At 63.4% G+C, this 19987-nt stretch carries 21 protein-coding genes and 1 pseudogene; 15 read left to right on the top strand and 7 right to left on the bottom strand.

The window, feature by feature from the left end:
- Window positions 1-12 precede the first annotated feature (12 nt).
- The 4 genes from C7453_RS00160 to vapC all read left to right on the top strand — a co-directional run bounded on the left by C7453_RS00160 (window position 13) and on the right by vapC (window position 3363).
- Window positions 13-678, top strand: coding sequence for a histidine phosphatase family protein (locus C7453_RS00160; protein ID WP_114724952.1), 666 nt, complete (start codon window positions 13-15; stop codon window positions 676-678).
- A gap of 233 nt (window positions 679-911) precedes the next feature.
- Window positions 912-2561 carry an NAD-dependent malic enzyme gene (locus C7453_RS00155; RefSeq protein WP_114724950.1) on the top strand — a complete coding sequence of 550 codons (1650 nt, stop codon included), beginning with the start codon at window positions 912-914 and terminating at the stop codon, window positions 2559-2561.
- A 173-nt stretch (window positions 2562-2734) separates the two neighbouring features.
- Window positions 2735-2959 carry a type II toxin-antitoxin system VapB family antitoxin gene (gene vapB / locus C7453_RS00150; RefSeq protein WP_114725915.1) on the top strand — a complete coding sequence of 75 codons (225 nt, stop codon included), beginning with the start codon at window positions 2735-2737 and terminating at the stop codon, window positions 2957-2959.
- Complete coding sequence (gene vapC / locus C7453_RS00145; RefSeq protein ID WP_114724948.1) at window positions 2959-3363, top strand: type II toxin-antitoxin system tRNA(fMet)-specific endonuclease VapC; 405 nt, start codon at window positions 2959-2961, stop codon at window positions 3361-3363. The genes vapB and vapC overlap by 1 nt, the downstream gene beginning before the upstream one ends.
- A gap of 244 nt (window positions 3364-3607) precedes the next feature.
- On the opposite strand, the gene C7453_RS00140 is transcribed toward vapC, so the two are convergent.
- Window positions 3608-4852 carry a PIN domain-containing protein gene (locus tag C7453_RS00140; RefSeq protein WP_114724946.1) on the bottom strand — a complete coding sequence of 415 codons (1245 nt, stop codon included), beginning with the start codon at window positions 4850-4852 and terminating at the stop codon, window positions 3608-3610.
- Between the two features lie 442 nt (window positions 4853-5294).
- Here C7453_RS00140 and C7453_RS00135 point away from each other — a divergent pair, with 442 nt between their 5' ends.
- Genes C7453_RS00135 through C7453_RS00125 form a run of 3 tightly spaced genes read left to right on the top strand, consistent with a single transcriptional unit; the run spans window position 5295 to window position 6458 of the window.
- On the top strand, window positions 5295-5591 hold the full coding sequence (locus C7453_RS00135) for an ArsR/SmtB family transcription factor (protein WP_114724944.1): 297 nt from the start codon (window positions 5295-5297) through the stop codon (window positions 5589-5591).
- A gap of 2 nt (window positions 5592-5593) precedes the next feature.
- A complete protein-coding gene (locus tag C7453_RS00130) occupies window positions 5594-6010 on the top strand; it encodes a YeeE/YedE family protein (RefSeq protein ID WP_114724942.1) in 417 nt (138 codons plus the stop codon).
- Window position 6011: 1 nt separating this feature from the next.
- Complete coding sequence (locus C7453_RS00125; RefSeq protein WP_211310996.1) at window positions 6012-6458, top strand: DUF6691 family protein; 447 nt, start codon at window positions 6012-6014, stop codon at window positions 6456-6458.
- A gap of 288 nt (window positions 6459-6746) precedes the next feature.
- Here C7453_RS00125 and C7453_RS00120 read toward each other — a convergent pair whose 3' ends face one another.
- Complete coding sequence (locus tag C7453_RS00120) at window positions 6747-8423, bottom strand: alpha-keto acid decarboxylase family protein (RefSeq protein ID WP_114724940.1); 1677 nt, start codon at window positions 8421-8423, stop codon at window positions 6747-6749.
- Window positions 8424-8546: 123 nt separating this feature from the next.
- Here C7453_RS00120 and C7453_RS00115 point away from each other — a divergent pair, with 123 nt between their 5' ends.
- The gene (locus tag C7453_RS00115) at window positions 8547-9452 is read left to right on the top strand and encodes a LysR family transcriptional regulator (protein WP_220791121.1); all 906 of its coding nucleotides are present in this window, start codon (window positions 8547-8549) and stop codon (window positions 9450-9452) included.
- 194 nt (window positions 9453-9646) lie between these two features.
- Here the strand turns inward: C7453_RS00115 and C7453_RS00110 are convergent, their stop codons facing one another.
- Complete coding sequence (locus C7453_RS00110; RefSeq protein ID WP_114724938.1) at window positions 9647-10111, bottom strand: winged helix-turn-helix transcriptional regulator; 465 nt, start codon at window positions 10109-10111, stop codon at window positions 9647-9649.
- A 122-nt stretch (window positions 10112-10233) separates the two neighbouring features.
- On the opposite strand from C7453_RS00110, the gene C7453_RS00105 reads away from it, so the two are divergent.
- Window positions 10234-10785, top strand: a complete 552-nt coding sequence (locus C7453_RS00105) for a flavodoxin family protein (protein WP_114724936.1) — start codon at window positions 10234-10236, stop codon at window positions 10783-10785.
- 66 nt (window positions 10786-10851) lie between these two features.
- Here the strand turns inward: C7453_RS00105 and C7453_RS00100 are convergent, their stop codons facing one another.
- Window positions 10852-11295 (bottom strand): Rrf2 family transcriptional regulator, encoded by a 444-nt coding sequence (locus C7453_RS00100; protein ID WP_114725909.1) that lies wholly within the window; start codon window positions 11293-11295, stop codon window positions 10852-10854.
- Window positions 11296-11377: 82 nt separating this feature from the next.
- Between C7453_RS00100 and hmpA the strand changes: the two are divergent.
- Window positions 11378-12588, top strand: a pseudogene (gene hmpA, locus C7453_RS00095) (NO-inducible flavohemoprotein).
- Window positions 12589-12654: 66 nt separating this feature from the next.
- Window positions 12655-13023 (top strand): DUF488 domain-containing protein, encoded by a 369-nt coding sequence (locus C7453_RS00090; RefSeq protein ID WP_114724934.1) that lies wholly within the window; start codon window positions 12655-12657, stop codon window positions 13021-13023.
- 19 nt (window positions 13024-13042) lie between these two features.
- On the opposite strand, the gene C7453_RS00085 is transcribed toward C7453_RS00090, so the two are convergent.
- The 3 genes from C7453_RS00085 to C7453_RS00075 all read right to left on the bottom strand — a co-directional run bounded on the left by C7453_RS00085 (window position 13043) and on the right by C7453_RS00075 (window position 15740).
- On the bottom strand, window positions 13043-13684 hold the full coding sequence (locus tag C7453_RS00085) for an HPP family protein (protein WP_114724932.1): 642 nt from the start codon (window positions 13682-13684) through the stop codon (window positions 13043-13045).
- 93 nt (window positions 13685-13777) lie between these two features.
- A complete protein-coding gene (locus tag C7453_RS00080; protein WP_114724930.1) occupies window positions 13778-14680 on the bottom strand; it encodes a prephenate dehydrogenase/arogenate dehydrogenase family protein in 903 nt (300 codons plus the stop codon).
- 13 nt (window positions 14681-14693) lie between these two features.
- Window positions 14694-15740 (bottom strand): lysylphosphatidylglycerol synthase domain-containing protein, encoded by a 1047-nt coding sequence (locus tag C7453_RS00075; RefSeq protein ID WP_114725907.1) that lies wholly within the window; start codon window positions 15738-15740, stop codon window positions 14694-14696.
- A 197-nt stretch (window positions 15741-15937) separates the two neighbouring features.
- Between C7453_RS00075 and hpnA the strand changes: the two genes are divergently transcribed.
- The 4 genes from hpnA (at window position 15938) to hpnD (ending at window position 19984) form a co-directional block, all read left to right on the top strand.
- A complete protein-coding gene (gene hpnA / locus C7453_RS00070; RefSeq protein WP_114724928.1) occupies window positions 15938-16933 on the top strand; it encodes a hopanoid-associated sugar epimerase in 996 nt (331 codons plus the stop codon).
- Window positions 16934-16949: 16 nt separating this feature from the next.
- Entirely contained in the window at window positions 16950-18116 is a 1167-nt protein-coding gene (locus C7453_RS00065; RefSeq protein WP_114724926.1) for a glycosyltransferase, read from the top strand.
- Between the two features lie 11 nt (window positions 18117-18127).
- Window positions 18128-19021: a squalene synthase HpnC gene (gene hpnC, locus C7453_RS00060; RefSeq protein ID WP_245948649.1), complete on the top strand. Its 894-nt coding sequence runs from the start codon at window positions 18128-18130 to the stop codon at window positions 19019-19021.
- Between the two features lie 81 nt (window positions 19022-19102).
- The gene (hpnD, locus tag C7453_RS00055; protein WP_114724922.1) at window positions 19103-19984 is read left to right on the top strand and encodes a presqualene diphosphate synthase HpnD; all 882 of its coding nucleotides are present in this window, start codon (window positions 19103-19105) and stop codon (window positions 19982-19984) included.
- The last annotated feature ends 3 nt before the right edge of the window (window positions 19985-19987 follow it).

Below are 19987 nucleotides of genomic sequence, written 5' to 3'. Positions count from 1 at the left end.
GGACCGGCTTGCATGAACCAGAATCACGGTCACTTCCTCGACACCCCCAAGCTGACGGACGGTGTCACCCGTTTCTGGCTGATCCGCCATGCGGTGGTCGAGGAAAATGCTCGGATGCGGGTGTATGGCACGCTGGACGTGCCGCTGTGTCCCGACAGCCTGGTGGCGCAGCGCGGCATGTACGAGGCGCTGGCCGCGCGGCTGCCGCAGAACGCGCAATGGTTTACCTCGCCCCTGGGGCGCACGCAGCATACCGCGCGGACCATCCAGGAGGCCGGCTATGGCGAGCGGGACTGGGCGGTGGAGCCCGGATTTCTGGAGCAGTCGCTGGGGGCGTGGCAGGGGTTGCGCCACCATGAATTGCTGGACCAGCTGAAGCTGGCGCCGCATCTGTTCTGGTCGGTCGCGGCCTCGGAACGGCCGCCCGGCGGCGAGAGCATGCTGGATGTGTGCGCCCGCGTGGGCGAGACGATGGACCGGATGGCCGAGGTGCATGCGGGTCGGAACATGATCGTGGTGAGCCATGGCGGGGCGATCCGCGCGGCGCTGGCGCATGCGCTGCGCGTGCATGCCGATACGGCGCTGCATTTCTCGATCCAGAATCTTTCCCTGACGATTATCGAGCGTTTCCCGGAAGCGTGGCGCATCGTCGCCGTCAACGAATTGCCGGGCGTATGAAAACCTGCCTGGAGATGCGCGCTGGCGGCGGGCCGATGCGTGTTTCCTGTGCTCCGATGCCCACGGCCATTGAGGCCGCTCCGCTTCGGTGCTGAGAAACCCATGACGGGCGCGGCGTTTTGCGGCGCTCTCGCTCGCCAGCGCGCATCTCCGGGCAGGTTTTTGAGGATTATTGCTGAAATGACCCGGTAGGGCGGCTTTGGCCGCTGATCAGTGCATGGAGGACCCCGAACATGACGTCATCCGACCGCCAGAGCCTGCGTGGCACGGCTTTGCTGACCGATCCGTTCCTGAACCGTGGAACCGCCTTTACCGCTGACGAGCGGCGGGCGCTGGGGCTGGAAGGGTTGCTGCCGCCGCAGGTGGAGACGCTGGAGCGGCAGGCCGAGCGGGTGATGGCGCATCTGGACGCCAAGCCGACCGATCTGGAGCGGTATATCTACCTCTCCGCGCTGGTCGATCGGAACGAGACGCTGTTCTACAAGGTGCTGATGTCGGACCCGGCGCGTTTCGTGCCGATCGTCTATGCGCCGACGCTGGGCGAGGTGTGCAAGTCGTTCAGCCATCTGTACCGTCGGCCCCGGGGCATGTATATCAGCCTCGATATGAAGGGGCGCATTGCCGAGGTGCTGCGTAACTGGCCGGCGCCGGATGTGCGCTTTCTGTGCGTGACCACCGGCGGGCGCATTCTGGGGCTGGGCGATATCGGTGCCAACGGCATGGGTATTCCGATCGGCAAGTTGCAGCTTTACACCGCCTGCGGCGCGGTGCCGCCGCACACCACGCTGCCGGTGCAGTTGGATATCGGCACCACCAATGCTGCCCTGCGCGCCGATCCGCTCTATCTGGGCCTGCGGCGGGAGCCGCCGCCGGAGGCGGAACTGGATGCGTTCGTCGAGGAATTCGTCGCGGCGGTGCAGGAGGTGTTTCCGGCCTGCTGCATCCATTTCGAGGACTGGAAGGGCACGGATGCGATCCGGTATCTGGAGCGGTATCGCGACCGGGTGCTGTGCTACAACGACGACATTCAGGGCACGGCCTCGGTGACGCTGGCGGGGCTGGTGACGGCGCTGCGCATCAAGGGCGAGCAACTGGCGGACCAGACTTTCCTGTTCCTCGGTGCCGGGTCTTCGGCGCTGGGGACGTCGGACCTGCTGGTGACGGCGATGGAGGCCGAGGGGCTGACGGTGGCGGAAGCGCGGTCGCGCATCGTCATGATGGATGTGAAGGGGCTGGTGGAGCCTTCGCGCACCGACCTGACCGATGAACAGCGGCGCTATGCCCATGCGGCGGCCCCGACGCGTGACCTGCTGGAGACCATCCGCCGGGTGCGGCCCAGCGTGCTGATCGGGGTTTCCACCGCCGGGGGGGCGTTTACCCAGCCGGTGGTGGAACTGATGGCCGAGATCAATGCGCGGCCGATCATCTTTCCGCTGTCGATCCCGCGCCCGGAATGCACGGCGGAGCAGGCCTATGGCTGGTCGGACGGGCGGGCGCTGTATGCGGCCGGCATCCAGTTTCCGCAGGTGATGCGGGGGGACATGGTGTTCCGGCCTGGGCAGGCCAATAATTTCTATATCTTCCCCGGTCTGGGGCTGGCGGTTTATGCCACGCGGCCGCATCTGATTACCGACGGGCTGATTATCGAGGCCGCGCATGCGCTGGCCGATCAGGTTTCGCCCTCGGCGCAGGCGCGGGGGATGCTGTATCCGCCGCAATCGCAGATTCTGGAAGTTGAGGTTACGTCGGCCTGCCGGCTGGCGGAGTACCTGTTCGCGAACGGGATGGCGGCGGTGGCGCGCCCGGATGACATTCGGGCGTGGATCGAGGGGATGTGCTACAGCGCGGAGTATGGGGCGATTGAGGCGGTGGCGGGAGGCTGAGGCGGGCCTTCCGGCTTCTGCTTTGCCGTAGGCTGCTTGCCTGAGATTTCTATCCTGTAGGAATTTCAGGACTTGCCCTGTTCTGCGAGCAGGTGGACAGCGAGCCTGCGGATTTCATTGATTATGGGTGCTGAATTGGATATACAAAGTGTATATCCAATATGGAGCGTGTCATGCTGGCCCGTACGACTCTGTTCCTTTCAAATCGTTCCCAAGCCGTACGTTTGCCCAAAGCGGTGGCTTTTGATGGTGATCTGAAAGAGGTGGTCATCATTCCCGATGGTGCGCGCCGGATTATCGCGCCGGCGGATGCTGCGTGGGATGATTTTTTTGCCGCGCCCGGCATTGATCTGGCGTTGCGTAATCAGCCTGCGATGCAGGAGCGTGACAGCTTCTGATGCTACGTTACCTGCTGGATACGAATTTCTGCATCCGCGTGCTGCGTGACCGCCCGAAGGGGTTGCGTGAGCGGTTCAACGACAATGCGGAAGCACTCTGTATTTCCGATGTCGTATTATATGAACTTCTGTATGGGGCTGAAAAATCTTCTGAACCCGTCAGGGTCCGGCGGCAGGTGGAGCAGTTCGCGGCGCGCCTGTCCGTTTTGCCGTTTGATGATGAAGCGGCAGTGCACACGGCGGACATCAGAGCCGATCTGGAGCGCCGAGGCTGTGTGATCGGTCTTTATGATCTGATGATTGTGGGACATGCACGCAGCAGAGGACTTGTTGTTGTGACCAGTAACTCCCGTGAGTTCATGAGAGTTGAAGGATTGCGCGTCGAGGACTGGATGGCAAGTTAGGGGGGAAAGCAGAATGTCGGTTATCTGAAAACAATAACCGAAAGCAGCCACTTCGCATTCTATGTCTTTTCGATCGGTGTTACTTAGAAAGCCGCCCACGATATTGCCGCATCGGAGCCCCGAGACCAGATGTCCGTTCATTCGGCGGATCGGACTTTGATATCCGTAATTTGGTCGCTAGCAAAAGAGCTGGTGAATGAAAATTCAAGCTAGCTGGCGCGGATTAAGTTGAAAAAATAATATCTCATAACAAATCATTATCAGAAGTTGATTGAGATTCACGCAGTGAACCAATTTTTTTGAGAAAAATTTCAGAATTATTTAGATTTTCGGTTATAGATTCCTTTTTAATTTTTAGGTTATTTATCATTTTAACCGCATTCATTTGAGAAATTATTCCATCGCGCTCCATATTTCTGACGAGTTCTATCTCATTGTCGATATTTTTCATTTCATTACGAAACCGTATGTATTGTCCGATCCCTGGATTCGGCTCAACAGAGATTCGATTGGAAGCGGACGATAGCGGTTTTTTCTTCTTGATTTCAACGACGACCCGTTTGCGTTGTTCCAGTTTCTGAACCTGCTGGACTACCTCCTCATTAGCTTTGAATACACTGAGCAGGCCGGACAGAGGCACCAAATGAATAGACTTACCATCTGATGCGCGACGATATTCGTCGATTAACTCAGGGCGAGGCTGAAAAGTGCCATGTCGTTTAACCCACCAATCGGGTTTCTCTTCCTCAGTGACAAAGATGCAGTGAGCCTTACGCTTCTCGCCCTCGTGCAAAATTGACTTCCAAACGAGATAGTCACCTATCCCGCCATCTTCTTTTTGCTGATCCTTGTAACCCGGCGCGATTTTCAAACGAGCACGGCGAGCGACTTCTTTGCTAATGGCTTGGCGATCATCTGGTTTAACCTCAAAGTCAGAAACGCAGTCGCCAAGCAATGTACGGTAGAGCAGGGAAACGCGATCCCCCCCAATCTCATCCTTTAAGCGCTTGTTGACTATCTCTAGCTTCAAAGCGATTTCCTGACCCAGTTTTACCAACTCCGCTCCTAGTGCGCGAGCCTTGAGGTAATCAGCGTCGGATTCTAGAAGTGGAATAGTTTTATCGAATATCTGTTTCTTTGCTTTAACTATAGAGGCATCGATGGCGTCAGCAATAACCGTGATTTTATTGCTTCGATTTTTATAAAACTCACGTGCTGCCTGACCCGGCACAACCAAACGCTTAGAAGAACACAATTCCCTATAGACTCTTTCTACCTCTTTAACGGAAGCAGATGTAAATTCAAATGGAAGTAGCAGAACGTTAGCATCAAGAACCACAATGGATTCTTTGCTGGCAAAATCTAAGCTAACTTGCTCGTGCCCGAACAAGGCCTTGGCGTCGGGATACAAGTCAGAGAGCCAAAAGGCATCGTCATCCTTGAGAGGCACAATCGGCTCGGGACCACCCCGCTTGCTAGCATCCGACATAATTATTCGTTACACCTCAACTCGATAGCTATAACTTTATGGTGTAAAACCTAGATTGTAATTGTAAAAAACGTCAAGACAGTTTCGGATTTCGTATGAGTTGAGAGCAATTAGCCGATACACGTCTCACAACCTGACCGCTAAGAGACTCTACAAACTGTCAGTTTCGGCATTGCCCGCAGTTTTCCGTATCAATGGTGATCGGCAGGAAAGTCCTAAACGCAATCTACGGCAGTTCGCCTAAAAATGTCGGCTTTCAGGCAACCACCATCACCACCTCGGCGATCGAGATGAAGGCGAAAGCAGACGGTCCTTTGACGGGAGCGAAGTGCGAGCACGCGACAGCCACATATTTCTCCATGCAACAATTTGGTTGACTCTATGAGACGATATCTATTTATCGATAAAACGATAATTTTGTGGTGGTGCAGAGATAGAGATAATGGACGATTTGCAGGCCAATGTGTTTCGTGTGGCGGAATTGCTGAAAACATTGTCGCATTCCGATCGCCTCCTTATCGCCTGTGCATTGGCTCAAGGGGAGATGTCGGTTGGGCAGATACAAAGCGAGCTGAGTATATATCAACCCAATCTGTCCAGGCATCTGACAGTCCTGAAGGCGGCGAGAATAGTGACGTTCCGAAAGGAAGGTCTTTCTGTTTTCTACCGTCTTTCAGATGAGAAGGCAGGGCAGGTTATCGCCGCTCTTCATCATATCTATTGCGAGCGGAAGGAATAAAGATGTCCCCGATATACTGGAACAGTCTTGCGGGAGGAAGCCTGATCGGTCTGGCTTGCTCAGCCTATCTGCTGCTGAACGGCCGCATTGCCGGCATCAGCGGATTGCTTGCTCAAACACTTTCGGGGAGAAATATCTGGCCGGGAGCCGCTTTGCTGTTGGGGCTGGTCAGTGGTCCGCTGCTCTGGCGCCTTATGACCGGTGTATGGCCTGAAATGACAATCCGAGCGCCTTGGAGTGTTGTCCTCATATCCGGCTTTCTGGTCGGTTTCGGCACGCGTTTGGGAAATGGCTGTACCAGTGGTCACGGCGTGATTGGACTGGCTCGTTTATCACCACGCTCAATAGTGGCTGTAATCTGTTTTCTCGGAACGGGAATGGCAACTGCTACAATCGTTCATCTTTTGACGGGGACTTAACATGTTCGCGGTTATGAGAACTATTGCAGCATTTCTATGTGGGATCGTATTCAGTCTCGGGTTGATTCTGGGCGGGATGCTTAATCCTTCCAACGTTCTGTCTTTTCTGAATGTTGCCGGGCATTGGAATCCTGCTTTGGTATTCGTTCTGGGGAGCGCCGTCTTTGTGACATTCTGCGGGTTCTGGCTGAAAAAGAATCTGTCGCAGCCACTTCTTGGTGCTACCTTTCAAATCCCGGCATCGAGACAAATCGATAAATCGTTGATCGTAGGAAGCTGTTTGTTTGGATTGGGTTGGGGATTGACCGGTCTGTGTCCCGGACCCGCCATTGCGTCGTTTTTTATTTTTCAGCCAAAGAGTTTATTGTTTCTGCTGGGTCTTATCGTGGGGACAATCGTTTTTTCTTATCGAAATGGTGTGTGGCGATATTTGCTCCGCTCCCGTTGAGCGAAGAGCGTGGGTTGTGGGATGAGTGGAGTGCGTGCTGTAGGACACGATCTTTCTTAACCAGATACACAAGAACGCTTTTTGTGATCATCAGAACATTGAGGGATTTCCCTCGTGTTTCTTGGTCCTGATGCTGTCTGTAAGCCGTTGCATGCCCTGTTGCCAGTCTATCACAGGCGGTTGGCTTCTCGTCTGATTCTTTTTTGGTTTCTGGCGGAACAATCCGCCAAAAACCAACGAATAAAAGTCTTTTTGCTTCTTTTTCTTCAGAAAAAGAAGGTTCTTTCTTCAGTTCACCTTGGGCGCACGGCTGTTGGCGGCGGCGACTTTGGTGCCCCATTTGACCAGGGTTTCGGTGCAGTCCGAACGGTCCAGGTCGCATTCGATCAGGGTGGGGCCGCGCGTGTTGGCTTTGGCCTGTTCGATGGCGCCCGCCAGTTCGCCGGCGGTGGTGGCGCGGAGGCCGAGTCCGTGTCCGTCTTCGGCGTTGAAGGCGGCGATCAGGCCGGCGTAGTCCCAGTTCTTGATGTAGTTGTACGGGCCGTCATGGATCTTGATTTCGATGACGTAGCCGTGATTGTTCACGAGGAAGATGATGATCGGCAGTTCGTAGCGCACCATTTGGGCGACTTCCTGCGCGGTGAGCTGGAACGAGCCGTCGCCGACCATCAGGACGTGGCGGCGGTCGGGGGCGGCCAGGGCGCCCCCCAGCGCGGCGGGGACGGACCAGCCGATGCTGCCCCACTGCATTTCGCTTTCGACCTTCGCGCCGCCGGGCAGGTCCATGCGGACGGCGTTGAACCAGCTATCGCCGGTTTCGGCCGTCAGTGTGGTGTTGCCGTCGACCAGGGCGTTGATCTGGCGGGTCATCTCGTCGTTGGTCAGGCGGGCGTCGCGGGGGGCCGGGGCGATGGTGGGCAGAGGCTGGCGCGGGGTTTCGGCGGAGCCGGCGCGGCGCGGGGCGCGGGCGGACAGGGCTTCGAGATACTGGCGGATGGAGAAGCCTTCGAAGACGCGGCCGTTGACGGTGATGCCGTGCAGGTCGGCCAGAAGGGTGTTCTCGGGCTTGAGCGTGGCGCGCCAGCCGACGGTGGCGTAGTCGTTGAAGATCGGGCCGAGGCAGAGGATGCCGTCGGCGCCTTCGACGATCTCCTGCGCGCCGGGGGAACTGACTTCGCCCCAATAGACGCCGCGATAGGCGGGGTGGTCTTCGGGGAAGAAGCCCTTGGCGGCGGCCATGACGGTGACGGCGCAGCCCATGCGGTCGGCGAGGGCGGGCAGCAGGTCGATGACGCCGGAGGCGCGCATGCGGCTGCCGACCAGCAGCACGACCTTGTCGCGGGCGTAGAGGAAGCGGCCGGTTTCTTCCAGCGCGGCCTCCAGGCTGGCGGGGTCGGCGGCCGGTTCGGACAGCAGGCTGCTGACGGGGCCGGGAGCGGCGCAGGCGGCGTTGGCGAGGTTGCAGGGAATTTCGATATAGGCGGGCTTGCGCTCGCGCAGGGCGGTGCGGATGGCGTTGTCGATCTGCTGCGGGGCGTTGTCGGCGGAGAAGATGACTTCGGTGGCGCAGGTGATGTGGCGCATCATCTCGGCCTGATAGCCGTAATTGGTGTTGCCCAGCGTGTGGTGCAGCAGGTGACCCGAACCGTGATCGTTGGTGTTGGGGGCGCCGGAGACGATGATGACCGGGACGTTTTCGGCGTAGGCGCTGCCGATGGCGTTCATGGCCGAGAGGGCGCCGACGCTGAAGGTGACGACCATGGCGGCGGCGCCGTTGGCGCGACCGTAGCCCTCGGCGCTGTAGCCGCAGTTCAGCTCGTTACAGCTATAGATCTGTTTGGTGGAGCCTTCGGCGAGCAGTTCGTCGAGCAGGATGAGGTTGAAATCGCCGGCGACGGCGAAATGGTGCTTCAGGCCGATCTGGCCGAGGCGGGCGGAAAGATACTGGCCGACTGTGGTGGTCATGGCGTGGACTCTCCCGGAGGTGTCCGGGGCGACCCGTTCGTCCCGGCTGCGTTGGGGGCAGACTGGGAGGCGAATATTCTTCTGTCCAATATATGCGAGCACCGCTATCCATATGTCTGAGATATGAATATCGAATTCCGCCATCTGCGCTACATCGCCGCGATCGCCGAGCATGGCAGCTTCACGCATGCGGCACGGGCGCTGCACATGGAACAGCCGCCGCTAAGCCAGCAGATCCGTGCGCTGGAGCAGATGCTGGGGCTGAAGCTGTTCGTGCGTTCGCGGCAGGGGGCGGTGCCGACCGAGGCGGGGGCCGAACTGGTGAAGCGGGCGGGCATCCTGTTGCAGATGCGCCAGGAGTTCGTGGAGGTGGCGACGGGGCTGGGGCGTGGCGAGCGCGGTAGCCTGCGCGTGGGCTTGGCCGGCGCGGTGTCGCTGCTGCCGTTGATTCCGGCGGCGATCCGGCAATTGCGGCTGGCGCTGCCGCATGCGGTGATCACGATGGAGGAGAGCAACACGCCGGCGCTGTGTGCGGCGCTGACGGAGCGGACGATCGACGTGGCGATTATCCGGCCGCCGGCGCCGGGTGGGGTGTTTACGATCGAGACGCTATTCGACGAGCCGACGCTGCTGGCGGTGCCGGTCGGGCACAAGGCGGCGGGGCAGGCGCGGGTGGCGTTGCAGGATGTGGCGGGGGACCCGTTGATCCTGTTTCCGCGTGCGCTGGGGCCGGGTTTTTTCGATGCGATTCTGGCGGCGTGCCAGAATGCGGGGTTTACGCCGCAACTGGGGCAGGAGGCGCCGCAGATTACGGCGGCGGTGCCGCTGGTGGCGGCCGGGCTGGGGGTGTCGATCGTGCCGGCGAGCCTGGACCAGATCCATGCCGGTGGGGCGGTGTTCCGGCCGATTGCGGGGACGGCACCGCGGGCAACGCTGGCGGTGGCGACGCGGCCGGAGCCGCCGACGCCGCTGCTGCGGCGGTTTGTGGAGACGGTGCGCGAGCAGGTGCGGGCGACGGCGCTGGTGTGAGCGCCTGACCGGGCGGGCGTGCCGGTGGCGGTCCGATGCGTGTTTCCTGCGCTTCGGTGCTCATGGCCATTGAGGCCACGCCGTTCCGAGCGAGGCCCGGAGACACATGTCGGGCGCGGTCCTTTGGGCGGCTCTCGCTTGCCAGCGCGCATTGCAAGGCAGGCTCCGGGAGGGAGCGACGCAAGGGCGGCTGGTCAGGGGGCCGCGTTGGCCATGCGGTCATCGTACAGGCGCTGGGCGTGCTGGATCTGTTCCATATGGCTCTCGGCCCAGTGGATCAGGCTGGTGGCGGCCTGGGTCAGGGTCTCGCCCAGCGGGGTGAGGCTGTAGGTGACGGCGACGGGGACGGTGGCGTGAACCGTGCGCAGCACCAGCCCGTCGCGTTCCAGGTTCTTGAGAACCTGCGAGAGGACTTTCTGCGAGATGCCGCTGATGTCGCGCCGGATGACGTTGAAGCGCGCGGCCTCGTACCGCAGGCGGCCGAGCACCAGAAGCGCCCATTTGTCGCCGATGCGGTCCAGCACCATGCGGGCGGGGCAGGCGCTGGCATAGACGTTGAAGGCGGGGATGCCGGTCTCCGGCTCCGGTGTCGTCCGCGCGCCGGTGGGCCGGTTGGTGCCGGCGGTCGGGCAGGGCGGCGGTTTCCTTGGTGTAACCATGTTTCGGAAAAGTGCCTTCTTGCTGGCGGTGGCGTCGGTGCGTATCAGGAATCGAAACCTGGTTTCAATATGAAACCTGGTTGGGACGGATCGCAATCCGCGTCAGCGCGAGGGAACGAGACATGAGCAAGACGGTCGTTATCTATCATTCCGGCTATGGCCACACGAAGACTGTTGCCGAGCATGTGGCGCGCGGCGCCGAGGCGCAGATCATCGCGATCGATGCGCAGGGCGAGATTGCCGAAGCGGACTGGGATGCGCTGAATGCGGCGGATGCCATCATTTTCGGCACGCCGACCTACATGGGCAACGTGAGCTGGCAGTTCAAGAAATTCGCCGATGCGACCTCGAAAGTGTGGTTTACGCGCGGGTGGCAGGACAAGGTGTTCGGCGGCTTTACCAACTCGGCTAGCCCGAACGGCGACAAGCAGGTGGCGCTGATCACGTTGCAGACGCTGGCTTCGCAGCATGGCGGGATCTGGGTGAGCCTGGGCGTTCTGCCCTCCAACACCAAGGCCGCGACATCGGACGATCCGAACAATCTGGGTGGTTCGGTCGGTCTGCTGGCGCGTTCGCCGGCCGATGCGGGGGCGGATGAGGTGCACAAGGGCGATCTGGAGACGGCCGCGCTTTATGGCAAGCGGGTGGCCGGGATTGCGGCGCGGTTGAAATAGGCGCTTTCGCGGGGCTCTGCCCCGCACCCCGCCAAAGGCGGTGCCTTTGGAAACCGCTTTATGCGGTCAGGGGGTGTTCAGCCTGCCGCGTTCGAAGGGGGTGATGACGTCGGCCAGCGTGTGACGGTCCAGGACCGTGGTCATGGCCTGTAACGCCTCGCCCAGGACGCCGCGCAGGCGGCAGGCGGGCATGAGCAGGCACTGGGCGCGGGGATCGGTATCCGCATTGGCGCCCATGCAGGCCAGCAGGGCCATGTCGTCTTCCATATAGCGCACGACGGCGCCGATATTGATGTCGGCGGCCGGGCGGGCGAGCCGGATGCCGCCGTTGCGGCCGCGAATGGTGTCGATGAAGCCGGCCATGCCCAGACGGTGGATGACCTTGACCATGTGGGCTTCGGAAATGCCGTAGGCTTCCGCGATCTCGCGGATCGAGGACAGGCGTTCGGTCCGGCTGCCGAGATAGATCAATGCGCGCAGTGCATAGTCGGTTTGCAACGTCAATTTCATGATCGGAAAGATGCGCGTTCTTGACAGGTTTTCCAATGCGTCCGAAAAGGTGTATTGAAAATAAACCTTAAAGGATGGACCCATGTCCGCTCCTCTTGACGACGCGACCCGTGCGATCATCCGTGCCACCGTCCCCGCGCTGAAGGCGCACGGGGTGGATATCACCACGGAAATGTACAAGCGCCTGCTGGCGCATCCGCAGATCCGCGATCTGTTCAACATGTCGCATCAGCGCGACGGCGAGCAGCCGAAGGCGCTGGCGCTGGCGGTGCTGGCCTATGCCGAGCATATCGACCGGCTGGGCGCGCTGGGCGGCATGGTCGAGCGGATCGCGGAGAAGCATGTCGGGCTGAACATTCTGCCCGAGCATTATCCGTATGTGGCCGAGGCCCTGCTGGGGGCCATCGCGCAGGTGCTGGGCGATGCCGCGACGCCGGAAATCCTGGATGCGTGGGGCAAGGCGTACTGGTTCCTGGCCGATATCCTGATCGGCCGGGAAAAGCAGATCTATGACGCGCATGAGGCGGAGCCGGGCGGCTGGGTGGGCTGGCGTGCGTTCCGCGTGCGGGCGCGCAGGCAGGAGACGCCGGTGATCGTGTCGTTCGAACTGGTGCCGGTCGATGGCGGGCCGATCGCGCGGCATAAGGCGGGGCAGTATCTGAGCTTCAGGCTGGATGTGCCGGGCCATGGGACGCAGCGCCGCAATTACAGCATTTCCTCGGCGCCGGGGGCGGATCATTACCGGATCAGCGTCCGTCGGGCCGAGGGGGGCGTGGTCTCGCCGTGGTTGCAGGACAGTGTGCGGGAAGGGGCCGAGCTTCAGGTTGCCAATCCGGCCGGCGATTTCGTGCTGGACGAGGCGGCGGATGGTGCGGTGGTGCTGCTGACGGCCGGTGTGGGCCTGACGCCCGCGGTCTCGATGCTGGCGGAACTGGCGGCGAAGGCCGGGCGGTCGGTGCGGTATGTGCATGGGTCGGACACGCCGGAGACGGCGGCCTTCGTGCCGGATGTGTGTGATCTGGCCGCGCGCGGCGTGCTGACGGCGGATTTCTTCTTCGCCCATGCCGATGGGGCGGTTCAGGATGGCGGGCCGGGGGTGACGCGGCATGCCGGGCGCATCGGCACGGGCTGGCTGCGCGAGACGCTCGACCGGGGGGGGCGACCTATTATATCTGTGGGCCGGACTCGTTCATGCGGGACATGGTGGGGACGTTGCGGGCGGCGGAATTGCCGGCGGCGCAGATCCGCTATGAGTTCTTCGGGTCGGCGGTTGATCCGGAACTTGTCGTCTGATCGATGGTCGTACGGCTGTCCGGAGGGATGCCCTTCGGACGGCCGGCGCGAACGGAGGGGGCGGCTATGGTGAGGGAAGATCATCGGTCCGAAATCGGGTTGAAGCGCGTGTATGACGCGCCTGAACCCGGCGACGGGGTGCGCGTGCTGGTGGATCGACTGTGGCCGCGCGGGGTGCGCAAGGACGCGCTGAAGATGGATCTGTGGCTGAAGGACGTGGCGCCCAGCCCGGATCTGCGGCACTGGTTCGGGCATGATCCGGTGCGCTGGGAGGAATTCCAGGCCCGGTATCGCCGGGAACTTGAGGCTGGAAATCCGGAGATTGCGCAACTGGGGGCGCTGGCGGGCAGGGAAAAGGTCACGCTGCTGTATGCGGCACATGACCTTGTGCATAACCATGCGCTGGTGTTGAGGGATTTTCTGCGCGGGGCGTGATGGCCCGCGTTGACGGATCTCAGCGGCGGCTGCGGCGTGCGGCGGCGGCCTCTTCAGCCAGGACCAGAAGCTGTTCGATGTCGCCGGGAACCACGTCGAGCGGGTCCGGCATGCGGTCGAGCGCCGTCTGGATGTCCGTATGGGTGAAGTGCGGTGTCGGGGTGGTGGGAGCCGGCACGGGCACATGCGGATAGACGTGGCCTGTCGCGCGATGGAAGGCGATTGCGGCTACCGTCAGGATGATGGAATTCAGCGCGACGGGAAGGAAGGGGAACAGCAGCGCGCCGGCGAGGCCGTGGGCGGCGGGGTGGGCCAGCACGGCCGTCAGGGCGGCAGCGCCCCCCGGAGGATGAAGGGTGCGTGTGGCGGACATGGCGGCGATGGCCAGCATGACCGCCAACCCGGCCGCGAGTGCGAGAGGCAGGCCCGGCAGGCAGGAGACCAGCGTGCCGATGGCTGCCGATAGCGTATTGCCCAGAATGATGGCGCGCGGCGTGGCCAGAGGGCTGGATGGTACGGCGAAGGCCAGGACGGCCGATGCGCCGATCGGTGCCACGATGGCGGCTGCCCCGGCCGGGGCAAGGGCGATGCCCGCGAGGCAGGACAGCGTGATTCCGATCAGGCTGCCGGTGGCGGCGCGGAGGGACTGGCTCTGGCTCATGCGTGTTTTCAGGTCGTTACGACCGCCCAATAAGATATATTTTTTATGCATCTTATTGGGCGGGGCTTCAAGCGTCGTATCGCGCGCCGGTCTTCAGGCCTGGCGGTTTTCCAGCAGGCTGCGGCGGATATGGCGGCCGCGTTCGATGCGGTCGACGATGAAATCCTCGTCGCCCCAGCGGATGGCGCGGGCCATGGCCTGGGCGTCTTCCATGAAGCGGGCCAGCATTTCCAGCAGGGCTTCGCGGTTGTTCAGGAAGATGTCGCGCCACATCACCGGGTCGGATGCCGCGATGCGGGTGAAGTCGCGGAAGCCGGAGGCCGCGAAATCCAGCACTTCGGAGCGCGTTTCGTCTGCCAGATCGTCGGCGGTGCCGCAGATGGTGAAGGCCAGAAGATGCGGCAGGTGGCTGACGATGGCGCAGACGCGGTCGTGATGGGCCGGGTCCATGATGCGCGTGCGTGCGCCCAGGCGGTGCCACATCGTTTCCACCAGCGCGGTGGCGGCCGGGTCGGTGTCTTCCAGCGGTGTCAGCAGGCACCAGCGGTCGTCGAACAGGGTGGCGAAGCCAGCATCGGGGCCGGAATATTCGGTGCCGGCCATCGGGTGGGTGGGCACGAAGGGGATATCGGGCCGCAGGGCGGGAGCGATGGCGTTGATGATCGACTGCTTGGTCGATCCGACCTCGCTGAGGATCGCGCCGGGTTTCATGACCGGCAGGATCTGGGCGCCGACCGTGGCGATGGCGCCCACGGGCACGCAGAGGATGACGCAGTCGGCGTCGGCGGCGGCATGGAGGGGATCGGCCTCCACGCGGTTGGCGATGCCGAGTTCCGTGACGCGCTGGCGGACGGCGGGGTCGATGTCGCAGGCCACCAGCTCGCGGGCGATGGTGCCGTCGCGTTGGGCACGGCGCAGGATGGACGAGCCGATCAGGCCGGGGCCGATGACGGCGAGCGTGCCGAACAGGGGAGAGACGGTCGGGGTATCGGTCATGGCGCGGGTCGGTTTAGCGCGAGCGTTCGGAGGCGGGGTAGGGGCCGTCCTCGGGGGTGGCATTCGCGCGGCTGCCACGCAGGCGGCGCACCTCGGCGGCCTGCCACAGGAGCAGGACGGGGATGCCGATGACCAGGTCGCGGCCCCGGCGCAGCAGCGACAGGCCCAGCGAGATCGAGGGGTCGATGCCGAAGGCCGAGCCCAGCGCGATGTAGGCGGCTTCCTGCACGCCCAGGCCGGCGGGTACCAGGAACGAGGCGGACATGATGCCGCAGGCCACGCCCTCGATCGCGATGGCGCCGCTGAGGCTGAGATGCGCGCCGAGGAAATAATAGCCGACCCAGATGGCGGCGGCGCTGCCGATCCAGGCGATGAGATGGACCGCCGCGGCCTCGGCGATGCGGCCGGGGTGCGACCACATCTCGTCCAGTTTCTCCTGCAATGTGTCGGCGCTGCTGAGCATCGCGCTGTGCCATTGCGAGGCGATGTTGCGGCTGAGTCCGCGCGCCATGCGCTTGAGGATGGTGCCGCCGTGCTGCTGGGTCCAGATGAAGCCGCCGATGCCCAGGGCCAGCAGCAGCGTGCCGATGATGACCGGCTTGGCGAACGGGCTGGATTGCTGGTGTGCGACCAGGAACACCACCGCGATCAGCACGAACACGATCTGGCCGAGCACCTCGGTCGTCAGGTCCACGATATTGGCGCTGGCGGCCTCGGGCCAGTCGATCGACCGGCCGCCGGTGCGCGGCGAGGCCTCGGCGCCGGTGGCGCGGATGCCGATCAGGATGCCGCCGAGCTGCGAGAAGGGCAGGCAGGTCGCCGCCGCGTCGCGGACCATGCGGGCCATGGTCAGGTGGGCCAGCCCGATCTCGCGGCAGGCCGCGTGCCAGGCAACACCCAGGATTGCATCCACTGCAAGCTGGGCGAGGATGGTGGCGCCGAATCCGACGATGCCGATGGACAGGACCGCCTTCAGCACGGACCCGGCGCCAAGCCATGCGGTGCATCCGGTAATCAGGGCCAGTCCCAGGAAGGCCAGCAGGATCGTGAGTTTTTTCAAGGATTGACCGCACTTCGTCTGCCGCGCCATGGCCACTCCGCCAGGAGGGGGCCGACGCATGGGTTGGGCCTGACTTACACCAGAGGAGGGTCTGGCGCCACCATGTGGTGTCGGGATAAATGGTGCCCCGCCTTCCGCCGTCCGGTCGGCCCCCCGGGGTCGTGCGGACGGGACCTTCCGGAGCATTTGATCGGATCATGACTGCCCCCACGCTTGTTACCGGCGCGACCGGATTCGTCGGTTCGGCCGTTGCCCGCACGCTATTGAAGCGGGGGCACAGCCTGCGGCTGATGGCCCGCAAGGGCGCCGACCTGAGCAATATCCGCGACCTGCCGGCCGAAATGGTCGAGGGCGATCTCTCCAACCCCGCGACGTTTGCCGAGGCGGTGCGCGGCTGCCGCTATGTGTTTCACGTCGCTGCCGACTACCGGCTGTGGGTGCCTGACCCGGCGCCGATGATGACGGCGAATGTGGAGGGCACGCGGCGGCTGATGCTGGCGGCGCAGGATGCGGGGGTGGAGCGGATCGTCTATTGTTCCTCGGTGGCGGCGCTAGGGCTGATCGGCGACGGCACGGTGTCGGACGAGGCCACGCCGGTGCATGAGCATGCGGTGATCGGCATCTACAAGCGGTCGAAATACCGGGCGGAGCAGGAAGTGCTGCGCCTGGTGCGCGAGCGCGGCCTGCCGGCGGTGATCGTGAACCCCTCGACGCCCGTGGGGCCGCGCGACATCAAGCCTACGCCGACCGGGCAGATGATCCTGGATTGTGCGGCGGGCAAGATGCCGGCCTATGTCGATACGGGCGTGAACCTCGTCCATGTCGATGACGTGGCGGAGGGGCATGCCCTGGCGCTGGAACGGGGACGGATCGGCGAGAAATACATCCTGGGCAGCGAGAACCTGGCGCTGCGCGACCTGTTCGCCATGACGTCGCAGATCGCGGGCGTGAAGCCGCCGCGCGTCAGCCTGCCGCAGGAGGTGATCTGGCCGGTGGCGGTGGTGTCGGAATGGCTGTCGCGCGGGTTCGGTATCGCGCCGCGCGTGACGCGCGAAATGCTGGCCATGTCGCGGAAGAAGATGTTCTTCTCCTCCGACAAGGCCGAGCGGGAACTGGGCTATGCGCCGCGTCCGGCGCGTGACGCGGTGACGGATGCGGTGGCGTGGTTCCGCCAGAATGGCATGCTGAAATAAGACGGATGCCAAGACGATGGTCCTGCTGCTGACGGCGTTGCTCTGCGCCCTGGTCTGGCTGGTTCTGATCTGTTTTCATGGTCGTTTCTGGCAAGGTGGGCCGATTCTGGACCCGGTTGCCATTGCCGGGGACGATTGGCCGCCGGTCTGCATCGTCGTCCCGGCCCGCGACGAGGCCGGGTCGGTGCAGGCCTGTGTGGCGTCGCTGCTGGAGCAGTCCTATCCCGGCCCGCTGTCGCTGGTTCTGGTGGATGACAACAGCACCGACGGGACCGGCCATCTGGCCCGCGCGGTGCCCGACCCGTTGCGCCGGCTGACCGTCGTGACCGGTGGCGAGCGGCCTTCCGGGTGGAGCGGCAAGCTGTGGGCGGTGGCGCAGGGCGTGGCCGAGGTGCGGCGCCAGGTGCCTGCGGATTCGGGGTATGTGTTCCTGACCGATGCCGACATCACGCATGACCCGGCGCATATCGCGACCCTGGTGGCCAAGGCCCGGACCGACGGGCTGGACATGGTGTCGGAGATGGTCGCGCTGAACTGCGCCAGTGTTGCGGAACAAATGCTGGTGCCGGCCTTCGTCTTCTTCTTCGCGCTGCTCTATCCGTTCGCGCGGGTCAATGATCCGGGCAGCCGCGTCGCCGGGGCGGCGGGTGGGTCGATTTTGATCCATCGGGAGGCGCTGGCGCGCATCGGTGGCATCGAATCGCTGCGCGGGGCCCTGATCGACGATTGCACCCTGGCCATGCATGTGAAGCGCAGTGGGGGACGGCTGTATCTCGGGCATAGCCGGCTGGCGCGTTCGATCCGGCCCTATCCGCACCCGGCCGACATCTGGCGCATGGTGGCGCGGACCGCCTATGTGCAGTTGCGCTATTCGCCGCTGATGCTGGTGGGCACCGTGCTGGGCATGGCGCTTGTCTGGATCGCGCCCGTGCTGCTGGCGCTATTCGGCCACGGGTTGCCGCGCCTGCTGGGGGCGGTGGCGTGGGTCGTCTCGATGGCGTCCTTCGTGCCGACTCTGCGGCGCTTCCGTCTTTCGCCGGCCTGGGCCCTGCTGTTGCCGCTGGTCGCGGTGTTCTATACCGCCGCCACCATCGGGTCGGCCATCGACCATCATCGCGGGCGCGGCGTGGTGTGGAAAAGCCGCGCCTATCGCGAACCGAACGGGAATGCCCCGCCAAAATGACAGGACAGCACGTGAACGCGACCCAGAACCCGCAGGATACCGCCGCGCAGACCGATCAGGACGTGTGGGGAACCGAGGATGTGTCGTCCGGCAAGGGGGCTTCCGACGAGAATTTTCCCGTCGGCTCACTGCTGATCAGCCGGCGGCTGCGACCGCACGTGCATGCCTATTATGATTTTGCGCGGGTGATCGACGATATCGTCGACAATGAGCGGTTGACGCCCGAGGCCAAGATCGCGCGGCTGAATGCAATGGAAGACGTGGTGCGGGGCCGGCGCGAGGCCCCGTTGCGCCGTGACGCGCAGACGGCGGTGCGCGTGGGGCGGACGCTGGCGGTGACCGGGGTGTCGGTCGAAACCGCGACCGACCTGATCGTGGCCTTTCGGCAGGACGCGGTGAAGAACCGCTATGAGTCCTGGGAGGAACTGGCCGATTACTGCCGGTATTCCGCCAATCCGGTCGGGCGTTTCCTGCTGGAACTGCATGGCGAGAGTGCTGCGACCTTCGGCCCATCCGACGCGCTGTGCACGTCCTTGCAGGTGTTGAACCATTTGCAGGATTGCGCGGATGATCTGCGCACGCTGGATCGCTGCTATCTGCCGCTGTCCTGGCTGGCGCGCGAGGGAGCATCGGTGGACGATCTGCGGGCGGGCCATGCCTCGCCGGGGTTGCGGCGGGTGATGAACGCCCTGCTGGACCGCGTGGATGCATTGAATGATGAGGCCGGGCGGCTGTCTGGGTTGGTGCGTGACCGGCGCATGCGGCTGGAATGTGCCGTGATCGTCGGTCTGGCGCGCCGCTTGGCGGCGCGGTTGCGGCGCCAGGACCCGTTGGCCGGCCGGGTGAAACTGACGCGGGGTGATGCCGTCGGCGCGCTGGTGGGCGCGCTGCGCGTACTGCCCTGATGGATGGGGTTTTGTCTTGGGCGCCAATCCGCCCTAAACCCTGCTGCGGTGTGAACGGATGATGGAAGCGGGAAGGCGGGAATGGAATTGACGCGGGCACGCACGGTTCAGGCGCCTCCCCTGGGATGCGATCCGGCCGATCTGGCGCAGGTCGAGGCGGTGGTGAGCGCGTCGGGAACCTCGTTCGGCAAGGGGATGCGTATCCTGCCGCCCGACCGGCGCTACGGTATGTATGCCGTTTATGCCTTCTGCCGACTGGTGGACGATGTGGCGGATGACGAAGGCGCGGTCGATGACAAGGAAGCGCGGCTGGAAGCCTGGCGGCAGCGGATTGCCGGGCTGTTTGAAGGCCGCACCGACGATGCGCTGGACCGGGTGCTGGCGGTGGTGATCGCCCGTTTTTCGCTGCGGCAGGCGGATTTCGACGCGGTGATCGACGGGATGATGATGGATGCGCGCGGCCCCGTCGTCGCGCCGGACGAGGCGACGTTCGACCTGTATTGCGACCGGGTGGCCTCGGCGGTGGGGCGCCTGTCGGTGCGGGTATTCGGCGATGCGTCGGAAGAGGCCGACCGTGTGGCATACCATCTGGGCCGCGCCTTGCAGATTACCAATATCCTGCGTGACGTGGCGGAGGATTCGCGGCTCGGCCGGCTGTATCTGCCGCGCGAACTGCTGACCCGCTTCAATGTGCCGCTCGACCCTGCGCGGGCGCCGCGCGCCCAAGGGCTGGAAGGTGTGTGCCGGGTGCTGGCAGGGCGGGCGCGCGACCATTTCCGCGCCGCGCATCGGGCAATGGCGCGCTGCAACCGACTGGCGATGCGCCCGGCCCGGCTGATGGGGGCGACCTACGGCGCCATCCTGACGGCGCAGGAGCGGCAGGGCTGGCGCCATCCGGAACGGCGGGTGTCGCTCTCGCGGCCGCGCAAGCTGCTGATCGCCGCCCGGGCCCTGGTTGGATAGGAC

Source organism: Gluconacetobacter liquefaciens (assembly GCF_003350405.1).
GTDB classification, from domain to species: domain Bacteria; phylum Pseudomonadota; class Alphaproteobacteria; order Acetobacterales; family Acetobacteraceae; genus Gluconacetobacter; species Gluconacetobacter liquefaciens.
The sequence above is the reverse complement of the archived record's forward strand: the minus strand, read 5'-3'. Positions and strand labels throughout refer to the sequence as shown.